The sequence below is a fragment of the Pandoraea cepalis genome (assembly GCF_902459625.1).
Taxonomy (GTDB): domain Bacteria; phylum Pseudomonadota; class Gammaproteobacteria; order Burkholderiales; family Burkholderiaceae; genus Pandoraea; species Pandoraea cepalis.
The window spans coordinates 27,376-40,426 of record NZ_CABPRY010000016.1 but is presented as its reverse complement, the minus strand read 5'-3'; the positions used below and the strand labels follow the sequence as shown (position 1 = coordinate 40,426).

Annotated in this window: 12 protein-coding genes; all 12 read right to left on the bottom strand. The window is 62.0% G+C overall.

Going from position 1 to position 13,051, the window contains the following annotated elements:
• Window positions 1–21: 21 nt before the first annotated feature.
• Complete coding sequence (locus PCE31107_RS21750; protein WP_130025661.1) at window positions 22–1,362, bottom strand: adenylosuccinate synthase; 1,341 nt, start codon at window positions 1,360–1,362, stop codon at window positions 22–24.
• 74 nt (window positions 1,363–1,436) lie between these two features.
• The gene (locus PCE31107_RS21745) at window positions 1,437–2,597 is read right to left on the bottom strand and encodes an ATP phosphoribosyltransferase regulatory subunit (RefSeq protein ID WP_130025660.1); all 1,161 of its coding nucleotides are present in this window, start codon (window positions 2,595–2,597) and stop codon (window positions 1,437–1,439) included.
• 38 nt (window positions 2,598–2,635) lie between these two features.
• The gene (locus PCE31107_RS21740; protein ID WP_017231568.1) at window positions 2,636–2,827 is read right to left on the bottom strand and encodes a DUF2065 domain-containing protein; all 192 of its coding nucleotides are present in this window, start codon (window positions 2,825–2,827) and stop codon (window positions 2,636–2,638) included.
• 71 nt (window positions 2,828–2,898) lie between these two features.
• Window positions 2,899–3,801 (bottom strand): protease modulator HflC, encoded by a 903-nt coding sequence (gene hflC, locus PCE31107_RS21735; protein ID WP_017231567.1) that lies wholly within the window; start codon window positions 3,799–3,801, stop codon window positions 2,899–2,901.
• A gap of 12 nt (window positions 3,802–3,813) precedes the next feature.
• On the bottom strand, window positions 3,814–5,166 hold the full coding sequence (gene hflK / locus PCE31107_RS21730; protein ID WP_150610626.1) for an FtsH protease activity modulator HflK: 1,353 nt from the start codon (window positions 5,164–5,166) through the stop codon (window positions 3,814–3,816).
• Window positions 5,167–5,385: 219 nt separating this feature from the next.
• Window positions 5,386–6,549, bottom strand: a complete 1,164-nt coding sequence (gene hflX, locus PCE31107_RS21725; protein WP_425494745.1) for a GTPase HflX — start codon at window positions 6,547–6,549, stop codon at window positions 5,386–5,388.
• Window positions 6,550–6,654: 105 nt separating this feature from the next.
• Window positions 6,655–6,891 (bottom strand): RNA chaperone Hfq, encoded by a 237-nt coding sequence (hfq, locus tag PCE31107_RS21720; RefSeq protein WP_010807283.1) that lies wholly within the window; start codon window positions 6,889–6,891, stop codon window positions 6,655–6,657.
• A gap of 126 nt (window positions 6,892–7,017) precedes the next feature.
• On the bottom strand, window positions 7,018–8,355 hold the full coding sequence (gene der, locus PCE31107_RS21715; protein ID WP_017231564.1) for a ribosome biogenesis GTPase Der: 1,338 nt from the start codon (window positions 8,353–8,355) through the stop codon (window positions 7,018–7,020).
• Window positions 8,356–8,432: 77 nt separating this feature from the next.
• Window positions 8,433–9,608: an outer membrane protein assembly factor BamB gene (bamB, locus tag PCE31107_RS21710; RefSeq protein WP_165385420.1), complete on the bottom strand. Its 1,176-nt coding sequence runs from the start codon at window positions 9,606–9,608 to the stop codon at window positions 8,433–8,435.
• 98 nt (window positions 9,609–9,706) lie between these two features.
• The gene (locus PCE31107_RS21705; protein WP_150610624.1) at window positions 9,707–10,336 is read right to left on the bottom strand and encodes a tetratricopeptide repeat protein; all 630 of its coding nucleotides are present in this window, start codon (window positions 10,334–10,336) and stop codon (window positions 9,707–9,709) included.
• A 32-nt stretch (window positions 10,337–10,368) separates the two neighbouring features.
• Window positions 10,369–11,745: a histidine--tRNA ligase gene (hisS, locus tag PCE31107_RS21700; RefSeq protein ID WP_150610623.1), complete on the bottom strand. Its 1,377-nt coding sequence runs from the start codon at window positions 11,743–11,745 to the stop codon at window positions 10,369–10,371.
• A 21-nt stretch (window positions 11,746–11,766) separates the two neighbouring features.
• On the bottom strand, window positions 11,767–13,047 hold the full coding sequence (ispG, locus tag PCE31107_RS21695) for a flavodoxin-dependent (E)-4-hydroxy-3-methylbut-2-enyl-diphosphate synthase (RefSeq protein WP_039829649.1): 1,281 nt from the start codon (window positions 13,045–13,047) through the stop codon (window positions 11,767–11,769).
• Between the last annotated feature and the right edge of the window lie 4 nt (window positions 13,048–13,051).

Genomic DNA, 13,051 nt, shown 5'->3' with positions numbered 1-13,051 from the left:
CTGTGCCAACGCTACGGTGCTTCAGTGCTTGAACGGGTGACGCAGCAAGATGGTTTCGTCACGATCCGGGCCGGTCGACACCATGTCGATCGGAATACCGCTCACCTCTTCAATGCGCTTCAGATAGTTCTGCGCCTGAGCCGGCAATTGGTCCCATGCCGTCACACCCACCGTGCTCTGCGACCAGCCGGGGAAGTCTTCGTACACCGGCTCGCATCGGGCTACATCCACCGCACCACGGGGCAGGATGTCGACCGTCTTGTCGCCAATCTTGTAGCCGACGCACAGACGCACCGTGTCGAGACCGTCGAGCACGTCGAGCTTGGTCATGCACAGGCCGGTCACGCCGTTGATCTGAATCGAGCGCTTGAGTGCTGCGGCATCCATCCAGCCGGTACGGCGCGGGCGGCCCGTCACCGAACCGAATTCCTTGCCGACCGTGGCCAGTTGCAGGCCGATCGCTTCCTGACGGGCGGGGTTGTCCGCATCGTACAGTTCGCTCGGGAACGGCCCCGCTCCCACGCGAGTGCAATAGGCCTTGGTGATGCCCAGCACGTAATGGAGTTGTTGCGGACCGACGCCCGCGCCAGCCGAAGCGGCACCCGCGACGCAATTGCTGCTGGTCACAAACGGATACGTGCCGTGATCGATGTCGAGCAACGTGCCCTGAGCACCTTCGAACAACAGGTTCTGACCTTCGCGGTTGGCCGCGTAGAGCATCTGCGACACGTCGGCGATCATCGGCTGCAGACGCGCAGCGTAGCTTTGCATCGTATCGAGCGTTTCCTGGAAGTCAACGGCCTTCGCGCCCAAGTATTGCGTCAGGACGAAGTTGTGATAATCGAGGGTTTCACGCAGACGCTCGGAGAAAGTCTCCGGATCGAAAAGATCCTGCACGCGCAGCGCGCGGCGGCCGACCTTGTCTTCGTAAGCCGGGCCGATGCCGCGACCGGTCGTACCGATCTTACCGGCGCCGCGACGGGCTTCACGCGCCTGATCGATGGCGACGTGATACGGCAGAATCAGCGTACAGGCTTCGGAAATGCGCAAACGGCCGCACACATTCAGGCCCGCGCTTTCCAGCTCCTCGATTTCCTTGAACAGCGCTTCCGGCGAGAGCACCACGCCGTTGCCGATGTAGCAGGTGACGTCCTTGTGCATGATGCCCGAGGGAATCAGGCGCAGAATTGTCTTCTTGCCACCAATGATGAGCGTATGTCCGGCATTGTGGCCACCTTGAAAACGCACCACGCCTTGCGCGTGATCGGTCAGCCAGTCGACGACCTTACCCTTACCTTCGTCGCCCCATTGAGTTCCGATAACGACGACGTTGCGCCCCTGATTCAAAGCATTGCCGGACATAACAATAGTTGGTTTGGTTAAAAACGTATTCTACCCGTGTTGGCGTAGGCTAGTGCCGCTTTTTTCAGCGACGTTCACCGGGGTGTCACAACCCATTGGCCCGCTTTTTCGACAAGGACGCGGTCGCCCGTGAACTCCTCGAAATCCTGATCGTGGCCCGGCAGCATGCGAATAACGACTTCGCCCGCGTTGCGCAGGCTGTCGATCTTCGCGCGCAGCCCCGGCACATCGTCGGCCGGCGCTAAAATCGCGTTACTCCGCGCTTCGATCGGAGAAATCGCGGCCAACTCACGCAAATCCAGCGAAAAACCCGTTGCCGGACGGTCTCGACCAAACGCCTGGCCCACTTTGTCGTAACGGCCGCCGCGCGCAATCGCATTGGGGATGCCGTCGACATAGGCCGCGAACATCACGCCGCTGTGGTACTGATAGCCGCGCAAATCGGCCAGATCGATCGACAATACGGCCGGCCCGTCCTTGCTTTGCGCCGCCGCCAGATAGGCCAGATCGTCGAGTGCCGCCCTCACGCCGGGCAGGTCCGGCAACGCCTTGCGGGCACGAGCGAGCGTCTCGGCCGGTTCGCCGTACAGCGTGGTCAGCGCCAGCAAGGCATCGCGCAGGCTCGCCGGAAGATCGCGGGTCAACGCCTCGAGCTGCGGCACGTCCTTCGTGGCCAAGGCCCCGAACAACTCGCTCTCGACGGCCTCAGCGGCCGGCACGCCTTCGATGAGCGCTTCGAGCACACCGGCGTGGCACAAATCGATACGAATCTGCTTCAGACCGGCGAGCTGGAGACAGTAAAGCAGCAGTTCCTGGATCTCGAGATCGGCTTCGAGCCCGCTGTGCCCAAAGATTTCGGCACCGATCTGGAATGGCTCGCGCGTCGCCAGCAGATTGCGCGGACGCGTAAACAGCACGCTTCCGGCATAACACAGACGCGTCACGCCCTTGCGATTGAGCAAATGGGCATCGATACGGGCAATCTGCGGGGTAATGTCCGCACGCAGGCCCATGGTGCGCCCGGAAAGCTGATCGACGAGCTTGAAAGTGCGCAGATCGAGGTCATGGCCGGTGCCGGTCAGCAGCGACTCGACGTACTCGAGCATCGGCGGCATCACGAGTTCGTAGCCGTAGGTACGGAAACGGTCCAGCATCAGCCGGCGCAGATCTTCGATCTTGCGTGCCTCGGAAGGCAGCACGTCGGCGATATTTTCGGGGAGTAGCCAGTTCGGCATGGGTATTTCGGTATTCAGGCGGCGCGAGAAAGCGCCTTTTAGTGGTCGGCCAGCAGCATCAGAATCAGCCCCAGCGAGACGGCGGCCAAACCGAAAAAGCGAATCTGGCCGGACGGCATTTCCGTTATTTTACGAAAACTTTGCCGCCACCGGTCTGGCGCGACAAACGGAAACATTCCCTCGACGATCAGCATGAGGGCCAAAGCGAGAAGAATCGTGCTGGTGCTCACAGGGGACTCGGCCAAAATGCCACCGCCCGCGATTGACGCGGGCGGTGGCAGCTACTCGGATGTCAAGGACGCTATTTTCGCGCTTTTCCGGCCGGCGCGCCAGCCGCGCCGCCGGAACCGCGCATGAATCGGAAGAAATCGCTGTTCGGATCGGCAATGATCACGTCGCGCTTGTCACGGAAGGTCGCCTTGTACGCTTCGAGGCTCTGATAGAACTGAGCGAACTGCGGATCGCGACCGAACGCCTGCGCGTAGATACCGGCAGCCGTCGCATCGCCCTCCCCCTTGACCTGCTGCGCCTTGGCATAGGCCTCCGCCACGACCACGTCGCGCTGACGGTCGGCATCGGCGCGAATCTGCTCGGCCTCGGCCGCGCCGGTCGAACGCAATTCGTTCGCCACGCGCTTGCGCTCCGCCGCCATCCGGCTATAGACCGAATCGCTGATACCTGCGGCCAGATCGACCCGGCGCATCCGCACATCGACAATTTCGATGCCGACTTGCGCAGCGTCCTCGCCGACCTTCTGCTTCACCCACTGCATGACCTGATCGCGCTGCGACGACACGACCTCGGTCACGGTGCGCTTGGTGAACGCTTCCTGCAACGCCGAGCGAATCTGCTGCGTCAGACGATCCTGCGCGAGGCGGCTATCCCCCTTGAAGCTGACATAGAACTTGCGCGGATCGACAATACGCCACTTCACGTACGAGTCGACGATCAGGTTCTTCTTCTCGGCCGTGATGAAGCGTTCCGGCTCGGGGTTGTCGATGGTCATGATGCGCTTATCCAGATACAACACGGTCTGGAGCGGCGGCGGCAATTTGAATTTCAGGCCGGGCTGACTATAGACGTCCTTGATCTCGCCCAGCGAGAACACCACGGCATAACGGCGCTGATCCACCACGAACATGGTCGAGGCAAGCACGATCAACAAAACGATCAGCGCGACAATAACGGTTCCAATACGGTTCATGCGCTTATCCCCTTAGCGTGAATCGCGTTCGCGGTTGCGCAGTGCCGCGCGCGATCGATCATGATCAACATCGCTGCCGTCATCGGCGGCGGGCGAACCCGCGGCCTTCCCCGTGCTGGCGCCCGAGGCCGGTGCCGGGGCCGACGCGTCGCCACGCGAACGCTCCATGATCTTGTCCAACGGCAGATACAACAAACTGTTGTTCTTCGAATCCACCATGATCTTCGTGGTGCGCGAGTAGATCTGCTCCATCGTGTCGAGATACATCCGCTCACGAATGACGCCCGGCGCCTTCGCATACGCTTCCTGCACCGACTTGAAGCGATCGGCATCGCCCTGCGCCTGCGACACAACGCGCGCCTTGTACCCGGCCGCCTCTTCCGTCAGACGCGACGCCGTGCCCTTGGCGCGCGGAATCACGTCATTAGCGTAGGCCTGCGCCTCATTCTTGGCACGCTCCAGATCCTGGCCCGCCTTCACCGCATCGTCGAACGCGGCCTGCACCTGTTCAGGCGGCTGCACGCTTTGCATCGTCACGCTCGTGACCAGGATGCCGGTCTTGTAACCGTCGAGAATGCGTTGAATCGAGGTGACGAGTTCATTGGCGATTTCTTCACGACCAGCGTAGAGCACGAAATCCATGTTGCTCTTGCCGACAATCTCGCGCACGGCCGTTTGCGCGGCCAGATTCACCGACGATTCGGCATCCACGTTATTGAACAGGAACTCGGTGGCGTCCTTGATGCGGTACTGCACGGCAAAGCGCACGTCGATGATGTTCTCATCGCCGGTGAGCATCGACGAGTCCTTCAGATCGGTGTCGCGAATGGTGTTCGAGCGGCCGATTTCGACCGAACGGATCTGCGACATGTTGACGATCTCGACCGCCTGGAATGGATAGGGCAGACGCCATTGGATACCTGACGTCGTGGTGTACTTGTACTTGCCGAATTGAGTGACGACGCCGACCTGCCCTTCCTGGACGATGAAGACGCCCGTTGCCAGCCAGATCAGGAATGCCAGCGCGACGACCACGCCGACGCCGATACCCGAGCCACGCGAGCCCCCGGCGCCGCTATTCGAGCCGCCGTTACCGCTCCCACCGCCCTTGCGGCCGAAGATACGGTTAAGACGCCGATTGAAATCGCGCCACAGTTCATCGAGGTCGGGCGGGCCGTCCTGCTGCGGACCTTGCGGTCCGCGCTGCGGCTCCTTTTGATCCTGCGAATTCGGATTGTTCGAACGATCGGGGCGGTTCGGTTCCTGATTACCGGACGGCGAATCGCCGCCGCCGTCCCGCCCCCAGCGCGGGTCGTTCAGGGAGAAGATCAAGCCAACTCGTCGCATCAAAGCTTTTGGAAGCATAGGTAGAAGCGTGGTGACTGAAGCGGTCTTGGCGTTGCGACCGGCACGCCCACTTCGGAGTGCGCATGCTGCCGGTTCGCGCGTGGTTCCCGAATCTGGTGTGCCGATCGGCGGCCTTGACCGGCCTCCGTCTGGTCTCTTGCCAGGTCGTCGCCCTCGTTGGGCCGTGATGCCGGAAATCCCCATGGCAACCCGCCCTACATGGTGCAACGTCTCGTGTTATCTGTCTTCTGCGCGCGGCGCATCGTCCCAACGGTCGATGAGCCGGACATCGGGCGCTTCTTGCTGCGATTGTAACCCAGCAGTGCTGGCCACAACCGCCTCGCTGATGGCCTCACGCAGCAGGTCGAGGCCCTGGCCGGTTCGCGCGCTCAAAAAGACTCGCGTGACGCGCCCGGTTTCATCCCGCTCGATCCTCGGCCCCTGTGCGGCCAACTCAGGCACCGCGTCGATCTTGTTCCAGACGAGAATCTGCGGGATGTCCGCGGCATCAATCTCCGCCAAAACGGCGTTGACCTCGGCCATCTGCTCCTGACGCACCTGACTCGAGGCGTCCACCACATGCAACAGCATGTCGGCGTGCACCGTCTCCTCAAGCGTCGCCCGGAATGCCGCCACCAACTGGTGCGGCAACTCGCGGATGAATCCGACAGTATCGGACAGCACGATGTTCCCGGCATCGCCAAGATATAGGCGACGCGACGTGGTATCGAGCGTGGCGAACAGTTGATCCGCGGCGTAAGCGTTGGCTTTCGTCATCGCGTTGAACAGCGTGGATTTGCCCGCGTTCGTATAGCCCACGAGCGAGATCGACATGGTGCCGCTGCGCTTGCGCGCACGTCGCTGCGTGTCGTGCTGGCGCCGGAGCTTCTCGAGCCGGACCGTGAGCGACTTCACTCGCTCGCCGAGCAGACGACGATCGGTTTCCAACTGCGTCTCACCCGGTCCGCGCAGACCGATCCCCCCCTTCTGACGTTCCAGGTGAGTCCAGGCGCGCACGAGGCGCGTGGACAAATACTGCAACTGCGCAAGTTCGACCTGAAGCTTGCCCTCATGACTCTTGGCGCGTTGGGCAAAGATATCGAGGATCAAGCTGGTGCGGTCAACCACACGGCACTGCAGCAGATGTTCGAGGTTACGCTGCTGACCGGGGGTCAGGGCGTGATTGAAAATCACCAGTTCGACGTCGTACTCGTGGATCGCGGCACGCAGTTCTTCGGCTTTGCCACTACCGATGAACAGCTTCGCGTCCGGGCTACGGCGACGGCCGGTAACGGTCACGACAGGCGTGGCGCCTGCGGATTGCGTCAGAAGGTCGAGTTCTTGGAGACTGGCTTCGAAATCGAGTTTGCCGAAATCGATGCCGACGAGCGCGGCGTTGATGGTCAAGCTACGCTGGGAGTGGGTATTGGGACTGTTGGACAAGAGCGGGCGATGGGGAAGAGAAATTCGCCCGGCCGGAGTGACTCCCGGTCGGGCGAGCCTGAATCAGGACTGCTCGGCTTCCGGATGGAAATTCACCGGACGCGCAGGCACGACCGTCGAAATGGCATGCTTATAAACCATTTGGGTGACCGTGTTGCGCAGCAGGACGACATACTGGTCAAACGACTCGATGTTTCCCTGCAGCTTGATACCGTTGACCAGATAGATCGAGACGGGAACATGCTCCTTACGCAAGGCGTTCAGAAACGGGTCTTGTAGAAGTTGCCCTTTGTTGCTCATATATAACTCCGTTGTATTTTTAGCAAATGACCGTAAGTCAAGGCGTGTGCGCGCTTCCCGCCTTGACTTCCACACTATAGCTGATTTTGCTAGCGTCGCCAGCAAAACCCCGCCCGGGTTTGGCTTTCATTCGCCCTTGGCGTAAGGGTTCGCGCTGTTGCGAAACTCTATGCGTAATGGAGTGCCCTTCAACTTAAAAGTTTCCCGGAAACGATTCTCCAAATAGCGGCGATAGCTGTCGGTCACGCCATCGAGACTATTCCCGTGGATGACGATGATCGGCGGATTCGAGCCCCCTTGGTGCGCGTAGCGCAACTTCGGACGCGAGAACCCGGAACGCCGCGGCTGCTGGTGCTCCACCGCCTCGTTGAGGGCGCGCGTGAGCTTCGGCGTCGGCAACTTGGTCATGGCCGCCGCGTACGCATCGTCCACCGAACGCATCAGCGGGCCAATGCCTGTGGACTTCGTCGCCGAGATAAAGTGAAAATTCGCAAAGCCAAGGAATTTGAGTTTTCGCTCAAGCTCCTGCTTGATCTGGTCGCGCGAATACTCGTCCAGCCCGTCCCACTTGTTCACGCCGACGACCACCGCACGTCCCGACTCGACGATGAAGCCGGCAATGTGCGCGTCCTGATCGGAGATGTCCTGACGGGCATCGAGCATGAGGATCACGACGTTCGCATCGGCAATCGATTGCAGTGTTTTCACAACCGAAAACTTTTCAACCGCTTCGAACACCTTGCCACGACGACGCAGCCCCGCCGTATCGATCAACGTGTAGTTTCGCCCTTGACGCTCGAATTCGATGTGGATCGAATCGCGCGTGGTCCCCGGCATGTCGAACGCGATCACGCGCTCTTCGCCGAGCAGCGTGTTGACCAGTGTCGACTTGCCAACGTTAGGACGCCCGACGATCGCGATCTTCACTCGCCCGTCGTCGCGCGTGCTGTCCTCGTTCTCGTCCTGATTGGCATAGAACGGCGCGATGGCTTCGTCGATGACTTCCTTGACACCGTCGCCGTGTGCCGCCGAGATCGCCAGCGGATCGCCCAGACCGAGCTCGTAGAAGTCATTCGCGACCGCACTGTACTTCATGCCCTCGGCCTTGTTGACCACGAGCATGATCTTGCGTCCCGTCTTGCGCAGATAGTCCGCGATGATCTGGTCTTGCGGCGTCAGGCCCTGACGCCCGTCCACGATATAGATCACCACGTCGGCCTCGACCACGGCCTGGCGCGTCTGCTTGGCCATTTCGTGGAAAATGCCGTCCTTGGCCACGGGTTCGAAGCCACCGGTGTCGATCACCAGGTACGGATGCTCGCCAACGCGCCCCTCGCCATAGTGACGGTCGCGCGTGAGCCCTGGCATGTCGGCGACGAGCGCGTCGCGCGAGCGGGTCAAACGGTTGAATAGCGTCGATTTGCCGACGTTGGGGCGCCCTACGAGCGCGATCACGGGTTTCATGAATAAGCCTAAAAACGAAGACGGCCGGCGCGCTGCCGGCCGTTCCCGGAAAATGCCCGGGTGCTGCCGGTCACCGGTTAATCCGGACGGAAGCCGTAAATGTTGCCGTCGCGCGTTTGCACGACGAGCGTCTGGCCGGCGAGAATCGGCTGTGCGCTGATCGCACCACTGAGCTTGACGCGGGCGAGCAGTTCGCCGTTCTCACGCGACAGGAAATGCAAATAGCCCTGCTTGTCGCCCACCACCACGACGCGGCCGAGCGCCAACGGCGCCGACAAGTCGCGGTACTTGAGCTTGTCGTTTTGCCACAGTGTACTGCCATCGGCAGCGTTGAAAGCGTAGACGGCACCGTCGGTGTTGACCGCCGCCACGACACGCTCGTCCTGCGTCACACCATTCGGCGACGAAAAATCACGCGCCCACAGGCCATTGCCGGTCTGCACATCGGCGCATCCCACACGGCCCTGGAACGTGGCGCCGCACACCTGGCGGCCGAAGACGACCGGCGTGCCCGTGACGTCGTTCACACGCTCCACCTCGGTCACGCCCTTCGGGTACGACAGCGGCGTGACCCAAAGCGGGTTGCCGGTGTTGGCATCGAGCGCCACCAGCTTGCCACCCGGGAAGCCCGTCACGACCGCACGATCACCCAAAAACGTCATGCCGGTCCCGGTGCGCAGGGTCAGCGTCGACGTCGGCTGCGAGTACGACCAGCGCACCGAACCGGTGGTGGCGTCAAATGCCGTCACCCGGTTGTTGATCGCGCGCACGACGACCAGACCCCGACCGACCAGCGGCGCCGTGAGCACTTCGCTACCGGCATTGGCCTTCCAGGACGCCTTGCCGTCGTGATCGAACGCGATCACGTCGCCCTTGTGCGTCGCGACGACCGTCGTCTCGCCATCGCTGCCCGGACCGGCGGTGATGTTCGTATCCGCCTTGGCCGACCAAGTCGAGGCGCCCGTGTCGGCATCCACGCGCACGATGCTGCCGTTGGCGCCCGCCGCAAACACGGCGTTGCCCACGGCGACCGGTGCGAAGCTATAGGCGCCGGACTTACCAACGCTCGCCGTCCAGATCTGCTTGACGTTCAGCGCCTGCTTGAACTCCGTGAGCGGCGTCGGCTCATGCGCCGGCTTGCTGCCAAAGAGTCCGCACCCTCCCAGCGTACCCAGCACGGCCAGCATCGTCACGGCGCTGCCCGCGCGCTTGAAAATGCCACGGCGCGTCGAGACGGACTGTGACATGGCCATCGTTTGCGGCATCGATCGACGGAAGTCGTTAAAGATCATCATGTACCCGATTTTGCGTTATGGGAGGGTAATACTTGCCAACGGAATGCCGACGCGCGTCAGGCCCCCAGCGCGTCGAGCTTGAACTGAACGAACTGGCGCATGCCCGAGTCCTGCTTATCGAGCTTGTCGAGCGCCAGCTTGTATGCGGCCCGCGCGTCGGCCATCTTGCTCTGTGCGACGAGCACGTCGCCACGGCGATCAGCAAACAGCCCGGCATACGGTGCCGGCGGATTGTCGAGCAGCTTGAGCGCCGCGTCATACGCCTTCTCGTCGAGCAGCACACCGGCCAGACGCAGCTTGGCGAGTTGCTTGTACTCGTCGTCTTTCGCGTTCGACACAGCCCATTGCAGTTGCGCCTTCGCAAGCGCCACATCGCCCGCGTCCGCCAGTGACTTGGCTGCCAGCAGCGCCGTCATCTGGGCGTAAGGCGTACCGCTGAACTTGCTTTCCATGTCCGACGCGATACGCGCCACCTTCGCCTTGTCCTTGGCGTCGATTGCGGTTTCCAGCTCGCCGTAAAGCACACCGGCCTCGACAGTCTGCTTGCGGTCGTAATAACGCCACAGGTTCCAGCCACCATAGGCCAGCATGATGACGACCAGCATCCAGACAACGTAATTGCCGTACTGCTTCCACCAGGCCTTTACGTTCTCGATCTGTTCCTGTTCCTCGTGATAGCTGCTCATTCGCCGGGGTTCTCCGTGTCTGGCGTCTTGGGTTAATGAAGCGTCGTATTCGCCGTGCCGTCGTCGGCCAGGCTTTCGTTCACGCTTTCGTCGGCACTGGCGACGATGGCGTCGATCAGGTGCTCCGCGAGGGCCTCGAACGCCACGCTCGTCTGGTTGTTCGCCGGATCGGCGGCACGCAGATGCTTGACCACGACGGTACCCGACGCCACTTCGTTTTCACCGACGATGATGGCGAAGTTCGCGCCGCTCGCATCCGCTCGCTTCATTTGCGACTTGAAGCTGCTGCCCTTGCCGTCCGGGCTGCAATGGAACACGACGTTCAGCCCGGCGTCGCGCATGCGCTCGGCCGCGATCAAGGCCGGCGCAACCGCCGCCTCACCCTGGTGCACGACGTAGACGTCGGCCCCTTCGGCCTGCGGCACGAGGTCGTCTTCACGCAACAATTCGAGAATTCGCTCAACGCCCATCGCCCAGCCGCACGCCGGCGTGGCGTCGCCACCCAGTTGCTCGACAAGCGGATCGTAGCGGCCGCCACCGGCGACCGTGCCCTGCGCGCCCAGCTTGTCGGTCACCCATTCAAACACGGTCAGGTTGTAGTAATCCAGACCGCGCACCAGGCGCGGATTGATCGTGAACGGGATGTTGTTCGCCTTGAGCAGCGACTGCACGCCTTCGAAGTGCTTGATCGAGTCCTCGCCGAGGTAATCGATGAGTTTCGGCGCCCCTTCGACCATCGCCTGCATCGCCGGGTTCTTCGTATCGAGCACGCGCAATGGATTCGTGTAGAGACGGCGCTTGCCGTCTTCATCGAGCAGGTCGACATGCGTCTCGAGATAGGCAATCAGATCGGCGCGATGACGCGCACGCTCTTCGCCCTGGCCCAGCGAATTGAGTTGCAACTGGATGCCGGTCAGGCCGAGATCGTCCCACAGGCGCTGGCACATCAGGATGATTTCGACGTCCGCATCCGGGCCGGCAAGCCCCAGTGCTTCAACCCCCACCTGGTGGAACTGGCGATAGCGGCCGCGCTGCGGCTTCTCGTGGCGGAACATCGGCCCGAAGTACCACAGGCGCTTCGGGCCGCCGTACAGCAAATTGTGTTCGAGCGTTGCGCGAACGGCCGCGGCCGTTCCCTCAGGGCGCATCGTGAGCTGCTCGCCGTTGAGCGAATCGGTGAAGCTGTACATCTCCTTCTCGACGATATCGGTCACTTCGCCAATACCACGCGTGAACAACGACGTGTGCTCGAGGATCGGCGTGCGGATCTGCTGATAGCCGTAGGCGCGCAGCATGGCGCGCACCGATTCCTCGAAAAACTCCCACAAGGCTTCATCCTGCGGGAGGATGTCGTTCATGCCTTTGACCCCGGCCAGTTTGGCGGGGCGCTTCTTCTTTGCGTCAGTCATATTTTCTTGTGTCCTGCCTGCTTAGGCGGTGACCGCTCCTTCGGTCTGAGCGTAGCGGGTCTTCACGTACTCGTCGACGATCTGCTGGAACTCTTCGGCGATACGATCGCCGCGCAGCGTGCGGACCTTTTCGCCATCGACAAAGACCGGCGCGGCCGGCGACTCGCCCGAACCCGGCAAGCTGATGCCGATGTTCGCGTGCTTCGATTCCCCCGGACCATTCACGATGCAGCCCATCACCGCCACGTTCATGGTCTCGACGCCAGGATATTGAGCCTTCCATACCGGCATTTGTTCACGCAGATATGTCTGAATACTGGAAGCGAGTTCCTGGAACACCGTGCTCGTCGTGCGGCCGCAACCCGGGCAGGCGATGACCATCGGCGCGAACGCACGCAGGCCCATCGTCTGCAGGATTTCCTGCGCCACGACAACTTCCGCGGTACGCGCACCGCCCGGCTCGGGCGTGAGCGAGATGCGGATCGTATCGCCGATCCCTTCCTGCAGCAGCACCGACAGCGCCGCCGTCGACGCCACGATACCCTTCGAGCCCATGCCGGCTTCGGTCAATCCCAAATGCAGCGCGTAGTCGCAGCGCTTGGCCAGTTCGCGATACACGGCGATCAGATCCTGCACGGCGCTCACCTTGCACGACAGCAGGATCTTGTCGGCCGACAGACCCACGCGCTGCGCCAACGCCGCCGACTCGAGCGCCGACGTGATGAGCGCTTCGTACATCACGCTTTGCGCGTCCCAGGGTTGGGCGCGCGCAGCGTTCTCGTCCATGATGCGTGCGAGCAACGCCTGGTCCAGGCTGCCCCAGTTCACGCCGATTCGCACCGGCTTGTCGTACTTGATCGCCATTTCGATCATCTGCGAGAACTGCGTATCCCGCTTGGCACCCTGCCCGACGTTCCCCGGATTGATGCGGTACTTCGACAGCGCCTCGGCGCACGCCGGGTAGTCGGCGAGCAGCTTGTGACCGTTGTAATGGAAGTCGCCCACGAGCGGCACGGCCACGCCCATGCGATCGAGTTGATCGCGAATCGCCGGCACCGCGGCGGCCGCTTCGGGGGTGTTCACCGTGATGCGCACCAGTTCCGAGCCCGCCTGTGCGAGTTCCTTGACCTGAATGGCCGTGCCGATCGCGTCTGCGGTATCGGTATTGGTCATCGATTGCACGCGAATCGGCGAGTCTCCACCGACCGTCACGAGCTGGCCGCCCCAGCGGATGGCGACCTTACGCGACTGACGACGAGGTGCCGGACCGCCGATGATCGGCATGCATTCTACAGAAGCCATGATT

Excerpts from the sequence above, each read along its gene's own strand:
- PCE31107_RS21705 (WP_150610624.1), bottom strand. The coding sequence starts at position 10,336 with ATGAGCAGCTATCACGAGGAACAGGAACAGATCGAGAACGTAAAGGCC.
- hfq (WP_010807283.1), bottom strand. The coding sequence starts at position 6,891 with ATGAGCAACAAAGGGCAACTTCTACAAGACCCGTTTCTGAACGCCTTG.
- hflK (WP_150610626.1), bottom strand. The coding sequence starts at position 5,166 with ATGCTTCCAAAAGCTTTGATGCGACGAGTTGGCTTGATCTTCTCCCTG.
- PCE31107_RS21750 (WP_130025661.1), bottom strand. The coding sequence starts at position 1,362 with ATGTCCGGCAATGCTTTGAATCAGGGGCGCAACGTCGTCGTTATCGGA.
- der (WP_017231564.1), bottom strand. The coding sequence starts at position 8,355 with ATGAAACCCGTGATCGCGCTCGTAGGGCGCCCCAACGTCGGCAAATCG.
- bamB (WP_165385420.1), bottom strand. The coding sequence starts at position 9,608 with ATGGCCATGTCACAGTCCGTCTCGACGCGCCGTGGCATTTTCAAGCGC.
- ispG (WP_039829649.1), bottom strand. The coding sequence starts at position 13,047 with ATGGCTTCTGTAGAATGCATGCCGATCATCGGCGGTCCGGCACCTCGT.
- hflC (WP_017231567.1), bottom strand. The coding sequence starts at position 3,801 with ATGAACCGTATTGGAACCGTTATTGTCGCGCTGATCGTTTTGTTGATC.
- PCE31107_RS21745 (WP_130025660.1), bottom strand. The coding sequence starts at position 2,597 with ATGCCGAACTGGCTACTCCCCGAAAATATCGCCGACGTGCTGCCTTCC.
- hisS (WP_150610623.1), bottom strand. The coding sequence starts at position 11,745 with ATGACTGACGCAAAGAAGAAGCGCCCCGCCAAACTGGCCGGGGTCAAA.